At 74.7% G+C, this 22,223-nt stretch carries 18 protein-coding genes and 2 pseudogenes; 11 read left to right on the plus strand and 9 right to left on the minus strand.

The genetic code is table 11. The features are described from left to right. Positions 1 to 96: 96 nt before the first annotated feature. The 4 genes and pseudogenes from VSR01_RS25270 (at position 97) to pstB (ending at position 3,634) form a co-directional block, all read left to right on the plus strand. The gene (locus tag VSR01_RS25270; protein ID WP_326451412.1) at positions 97 to 1,626 is read left to right on the plus strand and encodes a hypothetical protein; all 1,530 of its coding nucleotides are present in this window, start codon (positions 97 to 99) and stop codon (positions 1,624 to 1,626) included. Positions 1,627 to 2,148: 522 nt separating this feature from the next. Further along, a pseudogene (locus VSR01_RS37930) lies at positions 2,149 to 2,277 on the plus strand (sortase); the annotation flags it as partial. 268 nt (positions 2,278 to 2,545) lie between these two features. Then, positions 2,546 to 2,707 (plus strand): hypothetical protein, encoded by a 162-nt coding sequence (locus tag VSR01_RS25280; RefSeq protein WP_326451414.1) that lies wholly within the window; start codon positions 2,546 to 2,548, stop codon positions 2,705 to 2,707. An 81-nt stretch (positions 2,708 to 2,788) separates the two neighbouring features. Continuing rightward, a complete protein-coding gene (pstB, locus tag VSR01_RS25285) occupies positions 2,789 to 3,634 on the plus strand; it encodes a phosphate ABC transporter ATP-binding protein PstB (protein WP_326451415.1) in 846 nt (281 codons plus the stop codon). 61 nt (positions 3,635 to 3,695) lie between these two features. Here pstB and VSR01_RS25290 read toward each other — a convergent pair whose 3' ends face one another. The 3 genes from VSR01_RS25290 to VSR01_RS25300 form a co-directional block, all read right to left on the minus strand. Continuing rightward, positions 3,696 to 5,384 (minus strand): phospho-sugar mutase, encoded by a 1,689-nt coding sequence (locus VSR01_RS25290; RefSeq protein ID WP_326451416.1) that lies wholly within the window; start codon positions 5,382 to 5,384, stop codon positions 3,696 to 3,698. A 215-nt stretch (positions 5,385 to 5,599) separates the two neighbouring features. Then, complete coding sequence (locus tag VSR01_RS25295; RefSeq protein WP_326451417.1) at positions 5,600 to 6,409, minus strand: purine-nucleoside phosphorylase; 810 nt, start codon at positions 6,407 to 6,409, stop codon at positions 5,600 to 5,602. 534 nt (positions 6,410 to 6,943) lie between these two features. Then, on the minus strand, positions 6,944 to 7,381 hold the full coding sequence (locus VSR01_RS25300) for a gamma-glutamylcyclotransferase (RefSeq protein ID WP_326451418.1): 438 nt from the start codon (positions 7,379 to 7,381) through the stop codon (positions 6,944 to 6,946). An 83-nt stretch (positions 7,382 to 7,464) separates the two neighbouring features. On the opposite strand from VSR01_RS25300, the gene VSR01_RS25305 reads away from it, so the two are divergent. Both VSR01_RS25305 and VSR01_RS25310 read left to right on the plus strand, forming a co-directional pair. After that, positions 7,465 to 8,976 carry an NAD(P)H-quinone dehydrogenase gene (locus VSR01_RS25305; protein WP_326451419.1) on the plus strand — a complete coding sequence of 504 codons (1,512 nt, stop codon included), beginning with the start codon at positions 7,465 to 7,467 and terminating at the stop codon, positions 8,974 to 8,976. Positions 8,977 to 9,159: 183 nt separating this feature from the next. Next, positions 9,160 to 10,065, plus strand: a pseudogene (locus tag VSR01_RS25310) (DeoR/GlpR family DNA-binding transcription regulator). On the opposite strand, the gene VSR01_RS25315 reads toward VSR01_RS25310, so the two are convergent. Continuing rightward, complete coding sequence (locus VSR01_RS25315; protein ID WP_326451420.1) at positions 10,031 to 10,750, minus strand: TetR/AcrR family transcriptional regulator; 720 nt, start codon at positions 10,748 to 10,750, stop codon at positions 10,031 to 10,033. The pseudogene VSR01_RS25310 and the gene VSR01_RS25315 overlap by 35 nt on opposite strands. Positions 10,751 to 10,921: 171 nt before the next feature. On the opposite strand from VSR01_RS25315, the gene VSR01_RS25320 reads away from it, so the two are divergent. Then, positions 10,922 to 12,394, plus strand: a complete 1,473-nt coding sequence (locus VSR01_RS25320) for an MFS transporter (RefSeq protein WP_326451421.1) — start codon at positions 10,922 to 10,924, stop codon at positions 12,392 to 12,394. Between the two features lie 82 nt (positions 12,395 to 12,476). Here the strand turns inward: VSR01_RS25320 and VSR01_RS25325 are convergent, their stop codons facing one another. Further along, positions 12,477 to 14,234, minus strand: a complete 1,758-nt coding sequence (locus tag VSR01_RS25325; RefSeq protein ID WP_326451422.1) for an acetyl/propionyl/methylcrotonyl-CoA carboxylase subunit alpha — start codon at positions 14,232 to 14,234, stop codon at positions 12,477 to 12,479. Between the two features lie 418 nt (positions 14,235 to 14,652). Here VSR01_RS25325 and VSR01_RS25330 point away from each other — a divergent pair, with 418 nt between their 5' ends. Then, positions 14,653 to 15,234, plus strand: coding sequence for a hypothetical protein (locus tag VSR01_RS25330; RefSeq protein ID WP_326451423.1), 582 nt, complete (start codon positions 14,653 to 14,655; stop codon positions 15,232 to 15,234). Positions 15,235 to 15,270: 36 nt separating this feature from the next. Here the strand turns inward: VSR01_RS25330 and VSR01_RS25335 are convergent, their stop codons facing one another. From VSR01_RS25335 to VSR01_RS25350, 4 genes are all read right to left on the minus strand, one after another. After that, positions 15,271 to 15,912 (minus strand): nucleoside triphosphate pyrophosphatase, encoded by a 642-nt coding sequence (locus VSR01_RS25335; RefSeq protein ID WP_326451424.1) that lies wholly within the window; start codon positions 15,910 to 15,912, stop codon positions 15,271 to 15,273. A gap of 186 nt (positions 15,913 to 16,098) precedes the next feature. Beyond that, complete coding sequence (gene mmpB / locus VSR01_RS25340; protein ID WP_326451425.1) at positions 16,099 to 16,233, minus strand: morphogenic membrane protein MmpB; 135 nt, start codon at positions 16,231 to 16,233, stop codon at positions 16,099 to 16,101. A gap of 230 nt (positions 16,234 to 16,463) precedes the next feature. Next, on the minus strand, positions 16,464 to 16,670 hold the full coding sequence (locus VSR01_RS25345) for an acyl-CoA carboxylase epsilon subunit (RefSeq protein WP_326451426.1): 207 nt from the start codon (positions 16,668 to 16,670) through the stop codon (positions 16,464 to 16,466). Positions 16,671 to 16,770: 100 nt separating this feature from the next. Further along, on the minus strand, positions 16,771 to 18,360 hold the full coding sequence (locus VSR01_RS25350; protein ID WP_326451427.1) for an acyl-CoA carboxylase subunit beta: 1,590 nt from the start codon (positions 18,358 to 18,360) through the stop codon (positions 16,771 to 16,773). Positions 18,361 to 18,673: 313 nt separating this feature from the next. Between VSR01_RS25350 and VSR01_RS25355 the strand changes: the two genes are divergently transcribed. The 3 genes from VSR01_RS25355 (at position 18,674) to VSR01_RS25365 (ending at position 22,195) form a co-directional block, all read left to right on the plus strand. After that, positions 18,674 to 19,543 carry a biotin--[acetyl-CoA-carboxylase] ligase gene (locus VSR01_RS25355; RefSeq protein ID WP_326451428.1) on the plus strand — a complete coding sequence of 290 codons (870 nt, stop codon included), beginning with the start codon at positions 18,674 to 18,676 and terminating at the stop codon, positions 19,541 to 19,543. A gap of 291 nt (positions 19,544 to 19,834) precedes the next feature. Continuing rightward, positions 19,835 to 21,076: an adenylate/guanylate cyclase domain-containing protein gene (locus tag VSR01_RS25360; protein ID WP_326451429.1), complete on the plus strand. Its 1,242-nt coding sequence runs from the start codon at positions 19,835 to 19,837 to the stop codon at positions 21,074 to 21,076. A gap of 321 nt (positions 21,077 to 21,397) precedes the next feature. Beyond that, positions 21,398 to 22,195 carry an enoyl-CoA hydratase/isomerase family protein gene (locus VSR01_RS25365; RefSeq protein WP_326451430.1) on the plus strand — a complete coding sequence of 266 codons (798 nt, stop codon included), beginning with the start codon at positions 21,398 to 21,400 and terminating at the stop codon, positions 22,193 to 22,195. The last annotated feature ends 28 nt before the right edge of the window (positions 22,196 to 22,223 follow it).

Here is a 22,223-nt window from a genome sequence, read left to right on the forward strand (position 1 = left end):
CGCCCGTACGCCCTGCCACCCGCCAGGTGGCAGGGCCGCACGCGTCACACCGCGGCACCGGTACCACCGACCACATCCCCGAGGGGACGAGGAGACATGACACGACGAACGCACGCGACGCTGCTGAGCGTGCTGGCACTGATCCTGGGCAGCGGCGCCCTGATCCTCACCACCGCGGGGACCGCGAGCGCCGACCTTCCCGGCACGGTGACGCTGACGCCCGGCAGCGGCACGCTCACCGACACCCAGCCCCTGTCCCAGGTGTCGGTGTCGGCCCCGTGCCCCGAGCACTACCAGGACTCGCTGAACGTCCTGGTGGCCATCCCGGACTTCGGGGACTCCCTCATCGCGTTCGGGCTGACCGACGGGGCGCCCTTCGACGGGTCGACGATCACCGCGCAGGTGCCGCCGGCCGGTCCGGACGGCCCGCCGTACGTGAACACCATCGCGGACGCCTTCGGCAACTACGGCGCGACCCCGACCGACGGCGTCTACGCGATCAAGGTGGAGTGCGCGTCGGCCGACCCGGCCTACACCGACACGCCGACCTTCAGCACCCTGATCGAGATCACCGGCGACGCCTGGGCGGTCAAGAACGCCGCCCCGGCGACGAACACCTCGATCAGCGTGGCGGCCTGCCCGGCCGGCCACACCACCGTCAGCAAGAGCTTCACGCTGACGGCCACGGTGCAGCCGAGCAGCGCGGCGGGCAGCGTCCAGTTCCTGCGCAACGGCGACACCCCCATCGACACCCAGCCGTTGACGGGCGGCTCCGCCACGACGACCGTCCCGGGGATCAGCACCGCCTCGATCCAGAACTACAAGGCGGTCTTCACCCCCGACGACCCCGCCGCGTTCACCGCCAGCTCCTCGTCGACGACGACCTACGCCATCCTCGACGAGCCGCAGCTGACCGCGCTCGACGACACCGGCAACACCCTGGACGAGTCCCCGACGCTCACCGCCGGGCAGAAGGTCGAGCTGACGGCGGAGGGCTTTCTGCCGTCGGCCACGTCCGCCGCGGGCGAACCGGTCACCGTCACCCTCGACGGCGCCGCCGGCAGCCTGCCCAAGGGCGCCCCCGACGCCCAGGGCACTGTGAGCAACTACGAGTTCACCGTGCCCTCGTCGCTGACCGACGGCGCCCACGCGCTGAAGCTGCACGGCGACACCAGCGCCGTCGACCAGACGTTCGCGTTCAGCGTCGGCTCGGGCGGCGACGGTTCCACCGCCGGCGACAGCTCGGGCGCCACCGCCGGCGACAGCTCCGGGTCCACCGCGGGTTCCACCGCGGGCGACACCGGCGGTGCCGCGTCCGGTGCCACGGCCGGTTCCACGTCCGGTGCCGCGTCCGGCTCTGGCGCCGGAGACGGTTCGAGCGCCTCCGGCGGCTCCGGGTCCACCGGGGGCGGCGCCTCCGGCGGCACCGGCGACCTGTCCTCGGGCGGCGCCTCCGGCGGAAGCTCCAGCGGCGGCGGCTCGGGCACGCTCGCGGCGACCGGCGCCGGGGGCGTCGCCTCGCTCGGCTTCCTCGCCCTCCTCCTGCTGGCCGGCGGCGGCTACGCCGTCCACCGGGTGCGCAGGAACGGCAAGCTGCTGAGCTTCGGCCCGACCCCGCGCGACTGACCGCGCGACGGACCACGCGACGGACCGCGCGCACCCGTCGGCTCGCGGCGGGCGGGGCGTGCCGCACCCGGCAGCCCGCCCCGCCCAGCCGCATCGAGCCCGCATCGACCCCGCATCGAGCTCGCCCCGACCCCGCACCGAAGGAGCGCACCCGTGGCCGTCCTGTCACCGACCCACGAGACGGCCGAGCCGCCGCCGCGCAGTCCCCGCGGGCCCGAGCCGCCGGCGCCCGCGCGACCGGGCCCCGACCTGCGGTTCGTCGTCCCCGGCGCGGCGCTGACCGTGCTGGCCGCGCTGCTGCTCGGCTTCGTGGTGAACCTGACCGTGCTCGGCCACATCGAGCACGCCCGCGCCCAGCAGAGCGGCTACGGCCGGCTGCGCGCCGAACTCGCGCTCGGCACCGCGCCGGTGGGCCGCTACGACGACCACGGCAGGCAGGTGGCCGGCGGCGCCCCGGTGGCCGTCCTGCACATCAAGGCGATCGGCCTGCGCGAGGTGGTCTTCCAGGGCACCACCTCCGGGGTGCTCATGGCGGGGCCCGGCCACCGCAGGGACACCCCGATGCCCGGCCAGCCCGGCACCAGCATCATCATGGGCCGCCAGTGGGGCTACGGCAGCCCCTTCAACCACCTCGACGAGCTGCGCGCCGGCGACCCCATCACGGTCACCACCGGCCAGGGACAGCAGCGGTACCAGGTGACCGGCATCCGCCGGGCCGGCGACCCGGCGCCCGCGCCGCCCGGCGGCGGGCAGGGCAGGCTCGTCCTCATGACCGCCACCGGCGGCCTCTACACCCCGCGCGCGATGCTGCGGGTCGACGCCCAGCTGGTCAGCCCGGCCCAGCCGGCGCCCCGCCGGCGGCGGACTCACCCCGGCCGAACAGCCGCTGGCCGGCGACGAGTCGGCGTGGCTGCCGGTCATGCTCTGGCTCCAGGGCCTGCTGCTGGTCACGGTGGTGATCACCTGGTCGTTCCGCCGCTGGGGCCGCTGGCAGACCTGGATCTGCGGCCTGCCGGTGCTGACCGCGGTCGTCGTCGGGCTGTCCGGCTCCGCCGCCCGCCTGCTGCCCAACCTGCTCTGACCGCCCCCGTCACCGGGCCCGGCGCCGCCGCCCGGCCCGGTGACCGAGCGACGTCTCACCGCCCGACGACAAGGACTTTCGATGTCAGCAACCGACGAGACCGTACAGCTGCCGCCCGTGCCCGCCGGGGGACCGGAGGGACCGGCGGCACGCCCCGCCACCCTGGACGCCCGCGAGGTGTCCGCCTGGTTCGGCGACCGCAAGGTCCTCGACCGGGTCTCGCTGACCATGCCGGCGAAGGTCGTCACCGCGCTCATCGGCCCCTCGGGCTGCGGCAAGTCGACCTTCCTGCGCATCCTGAACCGGATGCACGAGCTGGTCGGCTCCGCGTCCCTGGCCGGCGAGGTGCTGCTGGACGGCGAGGACATCTACGACCGCGGCCGCCGCATCACCCACGCCCGCCGCGAGATCGGCATGGTCTTCCAGAAGCCCAACCCGTTCCCCGCGATGTCCATCTACGACAACGTGCTGGCCGGCCTGAAGATGAACGGCGTCAAGGCGAGCCGGGAGGAGCGCGACGACCTGGTGGAGGAGTGCCTGGCCAAGGCGGGGCTGTGGAAGGAGGTGCGGGACCGGCTGCGGCAGCCGGGCGGCGCGCTCTCCGGCGGTCAGCAGCAGCGGCTGTGCATCGCCCGGTCCCTGGCGGTGCGGCCGAAGGTGCTGCTGATGGACGAGCCCTGCTCGGCGCTGGACCCGACCTCGACGCGGCGGATCGAGCAGACGATCGGCGAGCTGAGCCAGGACGTGACGATCGTGATCGTCACCCACAACATGCAGCAGGCGGCCCGTGTCTCCGACCAGTGCGCGTTCTTCCTCGCCGAGCAGGGGACGCCGGGCGTGATCGTCGAACACGGGCCCACCGCGACGATGTTCGACCACCCGCAGGACCCCCGTACCTCGGACTACGTCAACGGCCGCTTCGGCTGAGCGGGGCGGCCCGGCGGCTCCGGGCGGCCCGGCGGCTTCGGGCTGCGGCACGCCCCGGGGCTCAGAGTCCGGCCGCCTCGGCGAGGTCGGCCTTCAGGGCGGACAGGACGCCGGTCGCCGTCTCGCGGGCCGCCGGGAGGCCGGCGGCGGGGGAGACGACGACCTCCAGGTAGCACTTGAGCTTGGGCTCGGTCCCGGAGGGGCGGACCACGACGCGGGCCGACTCGACGTCCTGGCCGGCCAGGCGGTAGCGCAGGCCGTCGGTGGGCGGCAGGCCGCCCACGCCCTCGCGCAGGTCCTCCGCGGAGGTGACGTCGAGGCCGGCCAGCCGGGCCGGGGGCCGCGCCCGCAGCCGGGCCATCGCCGCGCCGATCAGCTCCAGGTCCGCGACCCGCACCGAGAGCTGGTCGGTGGCGTGCAGGCCGTGGGCGAGCGCCAGGTCGTCCAGCAGGTCGGCGAGCCCGCGGCCCTCCGCCTTCAGCGCCGCGGTCAGCTCGGCGACCAGCAGCGCCGCCGTCACGCCGTCCTTGTCCCGGACGCCGTCCGGGTCCACGCAGTAGCCGAGCGCCTCCTCGTAGCCGTAGCGCAGGCCCGGCACCCGGGCGATCCACTTGAAGCCGGTCAGCGTGTCCTCGTGGCGGAGCCCGGCTGCCGCGGCGATGCGCGAGAGCAGCGAGGACGACACGATGCTCGCGGCGAACACGTCCCGGCCCGGCTCGGCCGCCCCGGTGCGCACCAGGTGTGCGGCGAGCAGCGCGCCCAGCTCGTCGCCGCGCAGCATCCGCCAGCCGGCCTCGGCGGCCGGGTCGGGCACGGCGGCGGCGCAGCGGTCGGCGTCCGGGTCGTTGGCGATCACCACGTCCGGCGCGGGGGAGCCGTCCGCGGCCGCGCGGGCCGCCGCCTCCCGCGCGGTGGCGAACGCCAGGTCCATCGCGCCGGGCTCCTCGGGGTTGGGGAACGCCACCGTCGGGAAGTCCGGGTCGGGCGCGGCCTGCCGCTCCACCCGCAGCGGCGCGGCGAACCCGGCCCGCGCGAAGGCCGCGTCCAGCGTCTCCATGCCCACGCCGTGCATCGGCGTGTAGACGACGGACAGCTCCCGGGGGCCGCCCGGGCGCACCACGGCCGCGGCCCGGTCGAGGTACGCCTCCAGGACGTCGTCGCCGAGCACCCGCCAGGCGCCGTCCGCCGCGCGCGGCACCTCGTCCAGCGGCCCGACGGCCGCGATCCGCGCGGCGATCTCGGCGTCGGCGGGCGGCACGATCTGCGAGCCGTCGCCGAGGTAGACCTTGTAGCCGTTGTCCTGCGGCGGGTTGTGGCTCGCGGTGACCATCACACCGGCCGCGGCCCCCAGGCGCCGGATCGCGTACGCGAGCACCGGCGTCGGCAGCGGACGCGGCAGCAGCGCCGCCGTCAGGCCCGCGCCCGTGACCACCGCGGCGGTGTCCCGCGCGAAGTCGTACGACATGTGCCGCGCGTCGTAGCCGATCACCACCAGGCCGCCGCCGCGGGACCCGAGGTACGCGGCCAGGCCGGCCGCGGCGCGGATCACCACCGCGCGGTTCATCCGCATCGGGCCGCCGCCGAGCGCGCCGCGCAGGCCGGCGGTGCCGAACTGGAGCGTGCCGGCGAAGCGTTCGGCCAGCTCGGCGTCCGCGCCGGCCGCGACGAGGGCCTCCAGCTCCGCGCGGGTCCGCGGGTCGGGGTCCTCCGCGATCCAGGCGGTCACCCGGCGCAGCAGCTCGTCGTCCATCGGTCAACCTCCGGTGGTGGTAGGGGGTGTCCGGCCGGTCCGCCCGCTGTCCGTCTCCCGCCCGGCGTCCGGCGTCCGGTTCCCGTCCGGCGTCCGGCGTCCGGTTCCCGTCCGGCGTCCGGCGTCCGTCTCCTGCCCGGCGTCCGGCTCGCGTCCCGGCGGCCGGCTCCCGGCTCCTGTCCGGTGTACGGCGGCGCGCGGCCGGCCGCGGGACCTCAGAGGCGGTCGAGCACCTGGCCGAGCAGCGCGCCCATCCGCGTCGCCGACTCGCGGCCGGCTTCGAGGACTTCCTCGTGGTTGAGCGGCGCGCCGGTCATGCCGGCGGCGAGGTTGGTGACCAGCGAGACGCCGAGCACCTCCGCGCCGGCCTCGCGCGCGGCGATCGCCTCCAGCGCGGTGGACATGCCGACCAGGTCGCCGCCTATCGCGCGGACCATCCCGATCTCGGCCGGCGTCTCGTAGTGCGGGCCGGGCAGCTGGACGTAGACGCCCTCCTCCAGGGAGGGGTCGACCTCCTTGCACAGCGCGCGCAGCCGCGGCGAGTACAGGTCGGTGAGGTCGACGAAGCGGGCGCCGGAGATCGGCGAGGTCGCGGTCATGTTGATGTGGTCGCTGATCAGCACCGGCTGGCCGGGGCGGAAGCCGGGGCGCAGGCCGCCGCAGCCGTTGGTGAGCACCACCGTCTTGCACCCCGCGGCCACCGCGGTGCGCACGCCGTGCACGACGGCGGCCACGCCGCGGTCCTCGTACAGGTGGGTGCGGCCGAGGTAGACCAGCGCGCGGACGCCTCCGACGGTGACCGACCGCACCCGGCCGGCGTGGCCGGCGACGCCGGGGGGCGGGAAGCCGGGCAGGTCGGTGACCGGGAACTCGTGGTCGGGGGCGCCCAGCCCGTCGGCGGCGGGCACCCAGCCCGAGCCCAGCACGAGGGCCACGTCGTGGGTCCCGGCGCCGGTCAGCTCGCGCAGGCGGGCGGCGGCGGCGTCGGCCGCGGCGTAGGGATCGGGGTTTGCGGAAGCGTTCACGCGATGAGGGTAGCTTGTCGGGGCCTACGCGCGTAGACGGGTCTACGCTGCGGCGTCGTGAAATCGGGTCTTCGTACGATTGACGTCACCCGTCAGGCCGCCCCCACCCGGGTGGCCGTCAGCCTCGCGCTGGGCGTTGCCCCCCCGTCACCCCGGCGCTGGGCGTTGCCCCCCAGGGAAGCGGGCCGCGTGTACGCCGGACGCCGGCCCCCCCGGGGCGCGGGCTGCGTCGACGCTGGACGTCAGCACTTCAGGGGGGCGGGGAACTGCGCGACAAGCCACCCACCGGGCCGGTGGTCCTGGGGGTACCTCCCAGGCGGAGCTCTGGGGGAGATCCGAACAGCCCCTTCGGGACGGTGACGACCTGCGGGCCGCTGGGGGTACCTCCCAGGCGAAGCTCTGGGGGAGGTTGCTCGCGCCGTTCCCCGCGCCCCTGAAAAACACGCCCAGCGCCGAGCCGGCCGGGGCCGGGCGCAGCCCGGGGAGCGGGGGAGCGGCGCGCCGCTGGGAACGGGGCCACGCCCGGCGTGAGGATCAGCAAGGGCGCTTGCGGAGCTCCATGACGTAATCGTGCGGCGCCCCCGCCGACTCCGCCGCGTCCGCGACCTCGCCCAGATACCGCGCCGAGGGCAACCCGCCCTCGTAGTCGTTGAGCACGTAGAGCCACGCCGCCAGATCGCCCTCCAGGCTGTGCACGCGGACCGTGGCGCGCCGGTACATCCCCAGCGGCACGCCCTCCCAGCGGTCCATCGACTCCTCGTCCACCGGCGCGATCTCGTAGAGCCCGACGAAGACCTGCCCGGCCGGGTCCTCCACCACCGTGGCGAGCGCGCCCTCCCAGCCCATCTGCTCGCCGCCGAAGGTCAGCCGCCAGCCCTGCAGCCACCCGGTGCCGCGCAGCGGTGAGTGCGGGGCGCGGCGGGTCATCAGCCGCGCGTCGAGATTGGTTCCGTAGGCGGCGTAGAGCGACATGGACACGAGCGTAAGGCAGCGGCCCCGCCCCGGTGCGGCGGCGCCGCGCCCCCTGGACGCGAGCGCTTGGCGCGTGCGGGACAATGGGGTACGTGACTCGGATCGTGATCATCGGTGGTGGACCCGGCGGCTACGAAGCGGCGCTCGTGGCCGCGCAGCTCGGCGCGGAGGTGACCGTCGTCGACCGCGACGGCCTGGGCGGCGCGTCGGTGCTGACCGACTGCGTGCCGTCCAAGACCCTCATCGCCACGGCGGAGGTGATGACCACCTTCGACTCCTCGTACGACGAGCTGGGCATCATCGTCGCCGACGCTCCAAGCGTGCCCACCATCGGCCAGGAGGGGCCCGCCGCGCCCGCCGTCGGCCAGGAGGGCTCCACCTCGCCCCTGGAGAAGTCCACCCGCGTGGTCGGCGTCGACCTGGGGAAGGTCAACCGCCGGGTCAAGCGCCTGGCGCTGGCGCAGTCCCACGACATCACCGCCTCGGTGACGCGCGCCGGTGTGCGGGTGCTGCGCGGCCGGGGGCGGCTCGAAGGCTGCCAGACCGCCGAGGGCACCCGCTGCGTCGTGGTCGAGTCACCGGACGGCACCGTCGAGCGGCTCACCGCGGACGCCGTGCTGGTCGCCACCGGCGGCCGGCCGCGGGAGCTGCCGGACGCGCGGCCCGACGGCGAGCGCATCCTGAACTGGACGCAGGTCTACGACCTCGACGAGCTGCCGCGCGAGCTGATCGTGGTCGGCTCGGGCGTCACCGGCGCGGAGTTCGCCGGCGCCTACCAGGCGCTCGGCTCGCACGTCACGCTCGTCTCCTCCCGTGACCGGGTGCTGCCGGGCGAGGACCCGGACGCGGCCGCCGTGCTGGAGGACGTCTTCCGCCGCCGCGGCATGAACGTGATGGCCCGCTCGCGCGCCGCGGGCGTCAAGAGAGTGGGCGACGGCGTCGAGGTCACCCTCTCCGACGGCCGGGTGATCACCGGCACGCACTGCCTGATGGCCGTCGGCGCGATCCCCAACACCGCGGACATGGGCCTGGAGGAGGCGGGCGTGAAGCTCACCGAGTCCGGCCACATCAGGACCGACAAGGTCTCCCGCACCAGCGCCCCCGGCGTCTACGCGGCCGGCGACGTGACCGGGGTGTTCGCGCTGGCGTCGGTCGCCGCGATGCAGGGCCGGATCGCGATGTACCACTTCCTCGGGGACGCGGTGGCCCCGCTGAACCTCAAGACGGTGTCCTCCAACGTCTTCACCGATCCGGAGATCGCCACCGTCGGCTACACCCAGGCGGACGTGGACGCCGGCCGGATGGCCGCCAACGTCGTCAAGCTGCCGTTGCTGCGCAACCCGCGGGCGAAGATGCAGGGGATCAGGGACGGGTTCGTGAAGCTGTTCTGCCGGCCCGGCACCGGGATCGTGGTGGGCGGCGTGGTGGTCGCGCCCAGGGCGAGCGAGCTGATCCACCCGATCTCGATCGCGGTCGACAACAGCCTGACCGTCGAGCAGATCGCCAACGCGTTCACCGTGTACCCGTCGCTGTCCGGCTCGGTCGCGGAGGTCGCCCGGCAGTTGCACAGCCGCAAGACCGCCGACGGGAGCTGAGCCGTACGGGAACCGACCGCTCCCCACACCGCCGCGGTACGAACGTGCGGTCGGTACATAGCACGTGACGGTCTGATCTGGGCGGGAATTGCGTGATCTGGTGCAAAACGCTGAACTCCCTGGGCGACTGGGGTTACTGTCGGTTCCGTGTTCGCTGCAGAACGTCGCCAATTGATCCTGGAAATGGTGCGGGCCAACGGAGCGGTCTCGCTCCGTGAGCTGGCACGTGTCGTCCAGACCTCCGAGGTGACCGTGCGCCGTGACGTGCGGGCGCTGGAGGCCGAAGGACTGCTGGACCGCCGGCACGGCGGCGCCGTGCTGCCGGGCGGTTTCACGAGGGAGTCCGGCTTCCCGCAGAAGTCGCACCTGGCGACGGCCGAGAAGACGGCGATCGCCGACCTCGCGGCCGGTCTCGTCGAGGAGGGCGACGCCGTCGTGGTGGGCGCGGGCACCACCACGCAGGAGCTGGCCAGACGGCTGGCCCGGGTGCCGGGCCTGACCGTGGTGACCAACTCGCTGCTGGTCGCGCAGGCCCTCGCGCACGCCAACCGCGTCGAGGTGGTGATGACGGGGGACGCTGCGCGGGTCCAACTACGGCCTGGTCGGCAGCGGCGCCGAACAGTCGCTGCAGGGGCTGCGGGTCTCCCGGGCGTTCCTGTCCGGCGCGGGGCTGACCGCCGAGCGCGGCCTGTCCACGTCCAACATGCTGGCCGCGAGCGTCGACCGGGCGCTGGTGCAGGCGGCGGCCGAGGTCGTGGTGCTGGCCGACCACACCAAGCTCGGCTCGGACACGATGTTCCAGACCGTGCCGACCGACGTGATCACCCATCTGGTCACCGACGACCCGCCGGTGGAGGACGAGCGGGCCGGCGCCGAGCTCCAGGCGCTGGCCGACCGCGGGGTGCAGGTCGCGGTCGCCGCGACCGGCGCCGATCTCACGGCCACCGGCCGTGCCCGGCGGGAGGCGGCGCCGCTGCCGTCGCCGCGCCGCCACGCGCCCGGTCAGCCGCCGCGCGCCGACCGCCCCGGGCTGCCGCTGGCGACCCGGCCCCGCTCACTCCGCGGCTGGCGGACATCCGCCGCCGCTGACCCCGGCCGCCTCGGCGGCCACGGACGCCCCCGGCGCCGCGGACGCCATGGAGGCCCCCGGCGCCGCGGACGCCACGGACGCCCCCGGCGCTGCGGGCGCCGCCGGTCGCGCCGGGGCGGGCGCGGACCGTGCCGGGGCCGGCGCGTCGCGGGTCAGCACACCGAGCAGCGCCAGTGACATCAGCCGGTCGAACAGCCCGCGTTCGTCCGGGTTCTTCTCCGCGGTGCTCACCAGCGCGTAGGTGAGCTTGAGCAGGTCGGAGATCGTCGCGTCCGCGCGGACCGCCCCGGCCTGCTGGGCGCGCAGCAGGAGTTGGCCGCCGGAGCCGCGCAGCCGGGTCTTGCACGCGACCATGCGCTCCTCCGCGCCCTCCATCACCGCGGCGGCCAGCCCGCGGTAGGCGGTCGAGTGCACCGCGACCGACCGCAGCCAGCGGACCAGCGCGTCCGCCGGGTCGTCGGCGGTCATCAGCTCCTCGGCCCGCGCGCTCAGCGTGTCGAGTTCGAGTTCGTAGACCGCGCTGAGCAGGGCGTAGCGGTCGGGGAAGTGCCGGTAGAGGGTGCCGATGCCGACGCCGGCGTGCCGGGCGATGTCCTCCAGGGCCACGTCCGTGCCGTGCACCAGGAACGCCTGCTTGGCCTCGTGGACCAGCCGGTCGTAGTTGCGCTGCGCGTCAGCCCGCATGCCCTGTTCCGCCCTCCGGGGAATGCCCTCGTCCCTGAAATGGATTGTACAACCGGAGGATGCCTCCGTATCCTTACCGGAGGGAGCCTCCGGTTGGCTTCCCGGCACCTTCCGTGCACCGTCCGTTGCACGTCCGTCCCGCTGCCTTCTCTCCGCTGGAGGCCCACCCCCATGTCCTCGCACCACGTGCGCGACACCGCTCCCGACACCGCGGGGCCGATCCGCTCCTCCGGCGCGGCCGACCCGGGCGAGCTGTCCCCGGCGCGCCGGCACCCGTTCATCGCCCTCGCCGCGATCGTCGGCACCCAGCTGATGCTGCTGCTCGACGCGACGGTGGTGAACGTCGCGCTGCCCGGCATCGGCGACCACCTCGGCTTCTCGCCCACCGGCATGTCCTGGGTGCTCAACGTCTACACCCTCGCCTTCGGCGGTCTGCTGCTGCTCGGCAGCCGGATCGGCGACCTGATCGGCCGGCGCACCGCGCTGGTGTGGGGCGTCGCCGCCTTCACCCTCGCCTCGGTCGCCGGCGGCCTGGCCAACGACGCCACCACGCTGCTGATCGCCCGCGGCGTGCAGGGCGCGGCCGGCGCGCTCGCCGCGCCCAGCACCCTCGCGCTGATCGCCACGTCCTTCTCCGAGGGCGCCGAGCGCAACCGCGCGCTCAGCGTCTTCTCCGCGGTCTCCGGCGCCGGCTCCGCGGTCGGCCTGACCGCCGGCGGCATGCTCACCGACTGGGGCTCCTGGCGCTGGGTGTTCTTCGTCAACATCCCGGTGGGCGTGGCGATCGTGCTGCTCGCCCCGCGCTTCATCAGCGAGACCGAGAAGCACCGCGGCGGGCGCTTCGACATCGCCGGCGCCCTCACCGGCACCCTCGGCATGGCCACCCTGGTCTACGCGTTCATCCGGGTCGGCGAGAGCAGCTGGGGCGACGGCCGCGCGATCACGTCCTTCGTCGTCGCCGTCGCGCTGCTCGCCGCGTTCCTGATCAACGAGACCCGGGTGGAACGCCCGCTGGTGGTCCTGCGGCTGTTCGCCGACCGCAACCGGGCGCTGGCCTACGCGGTCATGCTGCTGGTCCCGGCCGGGATGTTCGGCGTCTTCTACTTCAGCACCCAGTACCTGCAGACGTATCTGCACTACAGCCCGCTGAAGGCCGGCTTCGCGTTCCTGCCGCTGTCCGGGCCGCTGTTCGTCGGGGCCCGGCTCGCGCCGCGGCTGCTCGCCCGCTACGGCGCCAAGCCCGTCGCGGCCACCGGCGGGCTGCTCAACGTGGCGGGCATGGCCTGGATCACCCAGCTGTCCGCGTCCGACGGCTACGCCCGGGGCATCCTTCCCTCGCTGATCCTGATCGGCGTCGGCGTCGGCTTCACGATGATGCCGCTGAACACCTTCATCCTGTCCGGCGTGGCGCCCAAGGACGCGGGCTCGGCCTCGGGCCTGCTGCAGACCATGCAGCAGGTCGGCGGCAGCCTCGGCCTGTCGGTGCTGGTCACCGTCTTCGGCACGGTCTCCCGCCACCACCGGGACAACCCGTTCATCCACGGCGCGACGGCCGCGTTCACCATGGCCGCCGTCTTCACCGGACTGGCGCTGGCGCTGGTGCTGTGCCTGAAGTCCCCGGCCCGCCCCGCCCTGCGCGGATAGGCACGGCGGGGGCGGGCCCGGTTCACCGACCGGACCCGCCCCCGCCGCGTACGCCGCAGCCGGGTTCGCGCCCGGCGGCGCGTCAGTCCTTGATCTCGCAGATCACCGCGCCCGAGGAGACCGAGGAGCCGACCTCGGCCTTCAGGCCGATGACCGTGCCGGAGCGGTGCGCGTTCAGCGGCTGCTCCATCTTCATCGCCTCCAGGACCACGATCAGGTCGCCCTCGGCGACCTGCTGGTTCTCCTCGACGGCGACCTTCACGATGGTGCCCTGCATCGGCGAGGCCAGCGCGTCGCCGGAGACCGCCGTGCTGGCCTTGGCCGCCTGCCGGCGCTTGGGCTTGGCGCCCGCGGCCAGACCGGTGCGGGCCAGCGTCATGCCGAGCGAGGCCGGCAGCGACACCTCCAGGCGCTTGCCGCCCACCTCCACGACCACCGTCTCGCGGCCCGGGCCCTCCTCGTCGTCCACCGCGGGACCGGTGAACGGCGGGATGGTGTTCTCGAACTCCGTCTCGATCCACCGGGTGTGGACCGTGAACGGCCCCTCCTTCGGCGCGAACGCCGGGTCGACGACCACCGCGCGGTGGAACGGGATGGCCGTCGCCATGCCCTCGACCTCGAACTCCGCCAGCGCCCGCGCCGCGCGCTGCAGCGCCTGCTCCCGCGTCGCGCCGGTGATCACCAGCTTGGCCAGCAGCGAGTCCCAGGCCGGGCCGATCACACTGCCCGCCTCCACACCGGCGTCCAGCCGCACACCGGGACCGGACGGCGCGTCGAACCGCGTCACCGTGCCCGGCGCGGGCAGGAAGTTGCGGCCCGGGTCCTCGCCGTTGATGCGGAACTCGAACGAGTGGCCGCGCAGCGGCGGGTCGTCGTAGCCCAGCTCCTCGCCGTCGGCGATCCGGAACATCTCGCGCACCAGGTCGATGCCCGAGACCTCCTCGGTCACCGGGTGCTCCACCTGGAGACGGGTGTTGACCTCGAGGAAGGAGATCGTGCCGTCCTGGCCCACCAGGAACTCGCAGGTGCCCGCGCCGGCGTAGCCCGCCTCCTTGAGGATGGCCTTGGACGCGGTGTAGAGCTGCTCGTTCTGCTCGGGCGTCAGATACGGGGCCGGGGCCTCCTCGACCAGCTTCTGGTGGCGGCGCTGGAGCGAGCAGTCACGGGTGGACACCACCACCACGTTGCCGTGCTTGTCGGCCAGGCACTGCGTCTCCACGTGCCGCGGCCGGTCCAGGTAGCGCTCCACGAAGCACTCGCCGCGGCCGAAGGCGGCGACCGCCTCGCGCACCGCGGAGTCGTACAGCTCCGGGACCTCCTCCAGGGTGCGGGCCACCTTCAGGCCGCGCCCGCCGCCGCCGAAGGCCGCCTTGATGGCGATCGGCAGGCCGTGCTCCTTCGCGAAGGCCACGACCTCCTCCGCGCCGGAGACCGGGTCAGGGGTGCCGGCCACCAGCGGCGCGCCGGCCCGCTGGGCGATGTGACGGGCCGCCACCTTGTCGCCCAGATCGCGGATCGCCTGCGGCGGCGGACCGATCCAGTTCAGCCCCGCGTCGATCACGGCCTGCGCGAACTCCGCGTTCTCCGACAGGAACCCGTATCCGGGGTGGACGGCGTCGGCACCGGACTCGGCGGCCGCCCCGAGCACCTTGGCGAAGTCCAGATAGCTGGTGGCGGGCGTGTCACCGCCCAGCGCGTACGCCTCGTCGGCCGCGCGGACATGCGGCGCGTCCCGGTCGGGGTCGGCGTAGACGGCTACGCTGGCGATCCCGGCGTCCCGGCAGGCACGGGCGACGCGGACAGCGATTTCACCGCGGTTGGCGATGAGGACCTTGCGCACGGTGGCTCCCTCCTTGAAACAAGCCGAGTTTAGGTACTGGCCACACTTGATGCCGAGGCACCCCTGCACGTGAGCTTCCCCACACGGAGGGTGATCCAAGGATCGGGCCGACCCCTGAATGCCTGCTCAATCCACGGTACGGCGCTGCTCGGGCGGATGTCTCGGACTCCCCGGTGTGGCTGTCATCTCGCTTGCCGTCCGCCATGCGGCCCGAGGAATTTTTGTGGGAACCCCACGAACGAGTCATGGAAAGTTTGCCGCTCGGGCTCCCGAACGAGTGGTAGTGAGCGCGCACTTGCCGCCTCCGGTACCGGTGAGTAGCCTGCCAGGGCGGAGTACCCGGGGTAACGTCGCGGCCCGCGCCGGCCCGGCGCCGTCCGGGACGAAGGGGGACGTCGTGCGCGCAGGACGCAGGGGCATGGCCGTCGGCACCGCCGTCGTGCTGGTGCTCGAAGCCGTGGCGATCGCGGTCGTCAACTGGATACTCGGCCTGGCCGTGCAGCACCAGAAGATGTCCCTCGGCGGCCTGTCGCACGACGCGATGGCCACCGGATCGTGGGCGGCCGGCGGGCTCTTCGGGCTCTTCCTCCTGGTCTGCGCGGTGCTCGTCGCCCGGATCGCCGTCCACGACCGGATGACCGGGCGTGTCGCGCGGATCGTGCTCATCGTCTGCGCCGTGGTGCACGGCGTGATCGGCGCGCTGGCGGTCGGCCTGCTCGGCTGGGGCGGCTTCGTCGTCATGATGGCCGTCCTCGGCCTGCTGGTCGCCACCCTGCTGGCGTACGCCCCCGAGGACCGCGGCGACGCGCCCGCCGGACCCGCCGCGGGCGAGCCGACGACCGACGAGCCCGGGATGCTGCCCGAGCCGGTCGAGCACTCCGGCCGGGTGCCGCAGCCGAAGACCGGCGACGCCGACGCGTCGACGTCGTCCTCGTCGTCCTCGTCGTCCTCGTCGCAGTCCTCGCAGTCCTCGCCGGCCGCGCCGCCCGCGACGGCCTGACGGGACGTCAGGAGGGCTGCGGGCGCGGGCCGGTGCTCACGTCCACAGGTCGGTGATGCGGACGCCGAGGTCGGCGAGCAGTTGGCGCAACAGCGGCAGGGACAGGCCGATCACGTTGCCCGGGTCGCCCTCGATGCCGTCCACGAACGGCGCCGAGCGGCCGTCGAGGGTGAACGCGCCCGCCACGTGGAGCGGTTCGCCGCTGGCCACGTAGGCCGCCACCTCCGCGTCGTCCGGCGTGCCGAAGTGCACGGTGGTGGAGGCGGTCGCGGAGACCCGGCGGCCGGTCGCGGTGTCGATCAGGCAGTGCCCGGTCCGCAGGACGCCGCTGCGACCGCGCATCGCCTGCCAGCGGGCGACCGCCTCGGCGGCGTCGGCGGGCTTGCCGAGCGCCTGGCCGTCGAGTTCGAGCACCGAGTCGCAGCCGAGGACCAGGTCCCCTTCGTCCACCACGCCGTCGCCCGCGCCGGTGCCGGCCACCGCGGCGGCCTTCGCCTCGGCGAGCTTCCTGGCCAGTTCCGCCGGCGTGTCGGCGGTGACGGCGCGCTCGTCCACGCCGCTGACCACCACGCGCGGGTCGATGCCGGCCTGTTTCAGCAGGCCGAGGCGCGCGGGCGAGGCGGACGCGAGGACGAGGGGGCGGGGACGGGACGCTCGGGGGCTGGATGCTGCGGTCACCGGCCCATCGTAGGGCCGGGGCCCGCGGACCGGGCGGGCGCGTCGGATCGGGCCGGGAGTACCGGGCGGGCGCGTCGGGCCGGGTCGGGCCGGGTCGGGGAGTAGCGGGCGGGCGCGTCGGGTCGGGCCGGGTCGGGGAGTAGCGGGCGGGCGCAGGGCGGGGAGCGCCGGCCGGTCGGGCCCGGGTCAGGCGTGCCAGGCGCTGATCGTCAGGACCACCGCCGCGGCCAGCGCGATGACGACCATCGCGCGGCGCAGCATCGCCTGCGCGGCGCGCATCTCCTCCGGGGGCTCCGGGGGCTCCTCGTCCGACCACAGCATCACCCCAGGGTGCTGCCCGGCCGCCCGGCGCGCCTGAGTACGCGTACTCAGAATCGGCCCCGAACCTCATCCGTCACACGTGGCGCGGGCGTTCACCGGCGTCACGTGTGCCGGACGAGGGCGACGGGCGAGGGAAGCGGGCGAGGGCGCCGGACGGGGGAAGCGGACGAGGGCGGCGGGCGCCGCCCGTCGCGGCGTACCCGTGGGCCCCGGCGCCGCGTCCCGCGGCGTCAGCGCGGCCAGGCGGAGGTGCGCCAGGCGCCCGGGCCGGGCGTGGGGACGCTGCCGGGGACGTTGCGGGCCGGGGCGGCCCACGTGTCCAGCACCGACGGCCCCTCCGGCTCGGCCTGGGCCGCCGCGGCCCGCGCCTGGACCAGGGCGACGACGGCCGCCAGTTCCTCCGGGGTCGGCCGGCCGCGCTCCACCTTGATCACCACGTGACCACCTCTCTCGTCTGTCGCCCTGTCCACAGCTTTGCCGCGCCGCTTTGCCGCGCCGCGCGGCGTCATGGCGCCGCGGCTCACCGCACGCACCGCGCTACAACGGGATGTTGCCGTGCTTCTTCGGCGGCAGCGTCTCGCGCTTGTTCCGCAGCGTCCGCAGCGCCTTCACCAGTTGCGCACGGGTCTGCGAGGGCGCGATGACCGCGTCCACGTACCCGTGCTCGGCGGCGATGTAAGGATTCAGCAGGGTGTCCTCGTACTCCGCGATCAGCCGGGCCCGCAGCTCCTCGGCCTCCTCCGGCGTCGCGGCCTGCGCGAGCGCGCGGCGGTGCACGATGTTCACCGCGCCCTGCGCGCCCATCACCGCGATCTGCGCGGTCGGCCAGGCCAGGTTCAGGTCCGCGCCCAGGTGCTTGGAGCCCATCACGTCGTACGCGCCGCCGTACGCCTTCCGGGTGATGATCGTGATCAGGGGAACCGTGGCCTCGGCGTACGCGTAGATCAGTTTGGCACCGCGCCGGATGATCCCGTCCCACTCCTGGCTGGTGCCCGGCAGGAAGCCCGGCACGTCCACGAAGGTCACCACGGGGAGGTTGAAGCTGTCACAGGTACGCACGAAGCGCGCCGCCTTCTCCGAGGCGTTGATGTCCAGCGTCCCGGCGAACTGCAGCGGCTGATTGGCCACCACGCCCACCGGGCGGCCCTCGATCCGGCCGAAGCCGGTCAGGATGTTCGGCGCGAACAGCGCCTGCGTCTCCAGGAACTCGCCGTCGTCCAGGACGTGCTCGACCACCCGGTGCATGTCGTACGGCTGGTTCGCCGAGTCCGGGATCAGCGTGTCGAGTTCGAGGTTTTCGTCGGTGACCGCCAGGTCCGCCTCGGCCGGGAAGGCGGGCGGCTCCTGGAGGTTGTTGTCCGGCAGATAGGAGAGCAGTGCCTTGACGTACTCGAAGGCGTCCTTCTCGTCGCCCGCCAGGTGGTGGGCGTTGCCCGAGGTGGTGTTGTGGGTGCGCGCGCCGCCCAGCTCCTCCATCCCGACGTCCTCGCCGGTGACGGTCTTGATGACGTCGGGCCCGGTGATGAACATGTGCGAGGTCTGATCGACCATCACCACGAAGTCGGTGATCGCGGGGGAGTAGACCGCGCCGCCCGCGCACGGACCCATCACCAGGCTGATCTGCGGGATCACGCCCGAGGCGTGGGTGTTGCGGCGGAAGATCTCGCCGTACAGGCCGAGCGAGGCCACGCCCTCCTGGATGCGCGCGCCGCCGGAGTCGTTGATGCCGATCACCGGGCAGCCGGTCTTCAGCGCGAAGTCCATCACCTTGACGATCTTCTGGCCGAAGACCTCGCCGAGGGCTCCGCCGAAGACCGTGAAGTCCTGCGAGAAGACGGCGACCGGACGGCCGTCGACCGTGCCGTAGCCGGTCACCACACCGTCGCCGTACGGGCGGGTCTCGGCCATCCCGAAGTTCGTGGACCGGTGCCGGGCGAACTCGTCCAGCTCGGTGAACGACCCCTGGTCCAGCAGCAGTTCGATGCGCTCCCGGGCGGTCAGCTTGCCCTTGGCGTGCTGCTTGTCGACCGCGCGCGACGAACCCGCGTGCGTCGCCGCCTCGATGCGGTGGCGCAGATCCGCGAGTTTGCCCGCAGTCGTGTGGATGTCGTACTCCGGCTCGGCCATGGAGGCGGCTCTCCTGCTCTCGGCGGCTCTTGCGCGAGCGGTCCGCGGGACCCCTCGGCTCTTGCACGCGGTCCGCGGACCGCTGGTTGACTGGCGGGTAACGCTGGTTCCGTAGCGTAGTGGCGACGCTCGGATACCGGCACTGCGGCGTTCACCACACTGGCGGCTCCCGCCCGGGAGCGGAGGCGTCCCGCCGGGGGTGAGCCGCGTGCGCGCGGGTTGACGCCGGGTCGGCGTGGCGCGGGGCGCGGGGCGCGGGCGGGCAGTCCCCGGCGGCGTGGGAGATCCGCACCGCGCCGCCTAGGGTGGGGGCATGACGCCCAGCCGCTGGTCCGATCTCGACCGTCCGCCGCTGAACGCCGCGGCGCTGCGCAGAGCGGTGGTGACGCCCGGCGGCCTGTGGACCGCGCTCGACGTGGTGGACGCCACCGGCTCCACCAACGCCGACCTGGCCGCGCGGGCCGCGCGGGGCGCGCCGGAGGGTGCGGTGCTGGTCGCCGAGGAGCAGACCGCGGGCCGCGGCCGGCTCGACCGGCGCTGGACGGCGCCGGCCCGCTCGGGCCTGTTCTTCTCGGTGCTGCTGCGTCCCGGCGCCGCCGCGGCGGACGGCGCGGCGCCCGTGCCGGCCGAGCGCTGGGGGTGGCTGCCGCTGCTCGCCGGGGTCGCGGTCGCCACGGCGCTGTCCCGCGTCGGCGGCGTGGACACGGCCCTCAAATGGCCCAACGACCTGCTGGTGACCGTCGACGGCGGGGAGCGCAAGGCCGGCGGCATCCTCGCCGAGCGCTCGGGCGCGGACGCGGTGGTCGTCGGGATCGGCGTCAACGTGTCGCTGCGCGCGGACGAGCTGCCGGTGCCCACGGCGGCGTCGCTCGCGCTCGCGGGGGCGGCGGGCACGGACCGCGATCCGCTGCTGCGGGCGGTACTGCGGTCGTTCGCCGACTGGTACGGCGCGTGGCGGGCCGCGGACGGCGACCCGGCGGCCTCGCGGCTCCAGCAGACCTACGCGGCCGGGTGCGCGACGCTCGGCCGCGAGGTGCGGGCGGAGCTGCCGGGGGGCGCGGAGCTGGTCGGCACGGCCGTCGCGGTCGACGGGGACGGGCGCATCGTGGTCGCGCCGTCCGACGGCGCGGCCGAGAGGGCTCTCGCGTCGGGCGACATCATCCACCTCACCGCCACCGGCTGAGGTCGCCCAGGTCCCTCCGCGCCCCTCCGCGCCGTACGCCGGCTCACCCTCGCGCCGGCGCCGCGCACCCGGTTGCGACGCCCACGCGGTGGTCGGCCCGGCGCCGGGCGCCCCTGGGGACCCGGCGTCGAGCGCCATGGGGGCGGGGGGCTCGTATGGCGCAGCGTCCGGCGTCGTGTGGGGGGATGGGAACGTGAGCTGGGGCACACCTGCCGTATCGTTGAGGGGCTGCGTCGTCTCGATGATCGGAAGGGCTGTGCGCAGGGATTCTTCAGGAGCCGGGCGGTAGCCGTGAACGTGGACGACGCCCCGCCGGACGAGCCGTCCCCCACGGGTGCGGGCGCCGCCCCGGGCACCTCGGGCGCGGCCGGCGCGGACCCCGCGGGGCGCTCCGGCGACCCCGCCGCGGAGCCGGGCGAGCCGGACGGCCCGGGAAGGCCAGGCGGTGCGGGTAGCCCCGGCGGCGCGGGTAGCCCCGGCGGCGCGGAGGAGCCGGGCGAATCCGGCGGCGAGCACCCCCTCGCGCTGCGCCTGGAGCACCTGATCCTCGGCGCCCCGCGCCAGTACACCCCCTTCCAGGCCGCCCGCACCGCCGGCGTCTCGATGGACCTGGCCGCCCGCTTCTGGCGCGCCATGGGCTTCGCCGACATCGGCCAGGCCAAGGCCCTCACCGAGGCCGACGTGCTCGCGCTGCGCCGCCTGGCCGGCCTGGTCGAGGCCGGGCTGCTCAGCGAGTCGATGGCGATCCAGGTCGCCCGCTCCACCGGGCAGACCACCGCCCGGCTGGCCGACTGGCAGACCGACTCGTTCCTGGAGGGCCTGACCGAGCCGCCGGAACCCGGCATGACCCGCGCGGAGGTCGCGTACCCGCTGGTCGAGCTGCTGCTGCCGGAGCTGGAGGAGTTCCTGATCTACGTCTGGCGCCGCCAGGTCGCCGCCGCCACCAGCCGGGTCGTGCAGTCCGACGACGAGGAGGCGGTCGACCGCCGGCTCGCCGTCGGCTTCGCCGACCTGGTGGGGTTCACCCGGCTCACCCGGCGCCTGGAGGAGGAGGAACTCGGCGAGCTGGTCGAGGCGTTCGAGACCACCGCGGCGGACCAGGTCGCCGCGTACGGCGGGCGGCTGATCAAGACGCTCGGCGACGAGGTGCTGTTCGTCGCCGACGACCCCGGCACCGCGGCCGAGATCGGCATGCGGCTGATCGAGACGATGACCGGTGACGAGACGATGCCGGCGCTGCGGGTCGGGATGGCGTTCGGCACGGTCACCACGCGCATGGGCGATGTCTTCGGCACGACGGTGAACCTCGCGTCCCGGCTCACCTCGATAGCGCCGCGCGACGCCGTCCTCGTCGACGGAGACTTCGCCGAGGCGCTCGGCGCGGCGGGCGAGGCGCCGGTCTCCGAGGCCGAGGTCGACCCGTCCACCGCGGAGAAGTACCGCTTCGCGCTCCAGCCCATGTGGCGCCGCCCGGTCCGCGGCCTCGGCGTGGTCGAGCCGTGGCTCCTGTCCCGCAGGGACGCTGGGCGCTGAGCCACTCCACCCTCCCGGCCCCGCGAACCGTCCGGTCTGCCCCGGACCACCTGCCGGTGGGTGGCTGGGGGAGCCGTTCCCCGCGCCCCTGGTGAGTTGACGTCGGGCGTCCGGTCGGCCCGTGGGGCGTTTGTGCGGTGCTGGGCGTGTGCTTCGGGGGCGCGGGGAACTGCGCGCTCAGCGCACGCGGCGCGGCGGGTCGTCGCCGGCCGGGAGGGGCAGGTGCTGTCGTAGCCGGGCCACCCGGCCGGAGGCGCCGGGCGTGGGAGGATGGCGGCGGGACGAGTTCACGATCGTTAACGTCGGAGAGGGGTGGCCGGGATGGGCGAGGAGCGGTACGGGGAGCACGTCGTGGTCCGACGCCACGTCGAGCGCGTCGCGGAACTGGCGCTGGACCGGCCGAAGGCCATGAACGCGGTGTCGACCGCGATGGCCGAGTCGATCGCCGCGGCGTGCGCCGCGCTGGCGGGGGACCCGGACGTGAGCGCGGTCGTCGTGACCTCGACCGCCGAGCGCGCGTTCTGCGTCGGCGCGGACCTGAAGGAGCGCAACACCTTCAGCGACGACGACCTGCGCCGCCAGCGCCCCCGCACCCGCGCCGCGTACACCGGCGTGCTCGACCTGCCGATGCCGGCGATCGCCGCGGTGCACGGCTTCGCCCTCGGCGGCGGCTTCGAACTCGCCCTCGCCTGCGACCTGATCGTGGCCGACGAGACTGCCGTGCTGGGCCTGCCGGAGGTCTCCGTCGGAGTCATTCCGGGCGGCGGCGGCACCCAGCTGCTGCCCCGCCGGGTGGGCGCCGCCCGCGCCGCCGAGCTGATCTTCACCGCGCGCCGGCTGCCCGCCGCGGAGGCCACCGCGCTCGGCCTGGTCGACCGCCTCGTGCCGCCCGGCGGCGACCGCGAGGCCGCGCTCGACCTGGCCGCCGCGATCGCCGCCAACTCCCCGGTCGGCCTGCGCGCCGCCAAGCGGGCGCTGCGCCTGGGTCAGGGGCTCGACCTGCGGGCCGGCCTGGAGGTCGAGGACGCGGCGTGGCGCACCACGGCGTTCTCCGCGGACCGCGCGGAGGGCGTCGCCGCCTTCAACGAGAAGCGCCCGCCCCGCTGGCCCGGCGAGTGAGCGCGGCTCGCGCGGGCGGGCCCACGGG

The sequence above is a fragment of the Actinacidiphila sp. DG2A-62 genome (assembly GCF_035825295.1).
Taxonomy (GTDB): domain Bacteria; phylum Actinomycetota; class Actinomycetes; order Streptomycetales; family Streptomycetaceae; genus Actinacidiphila.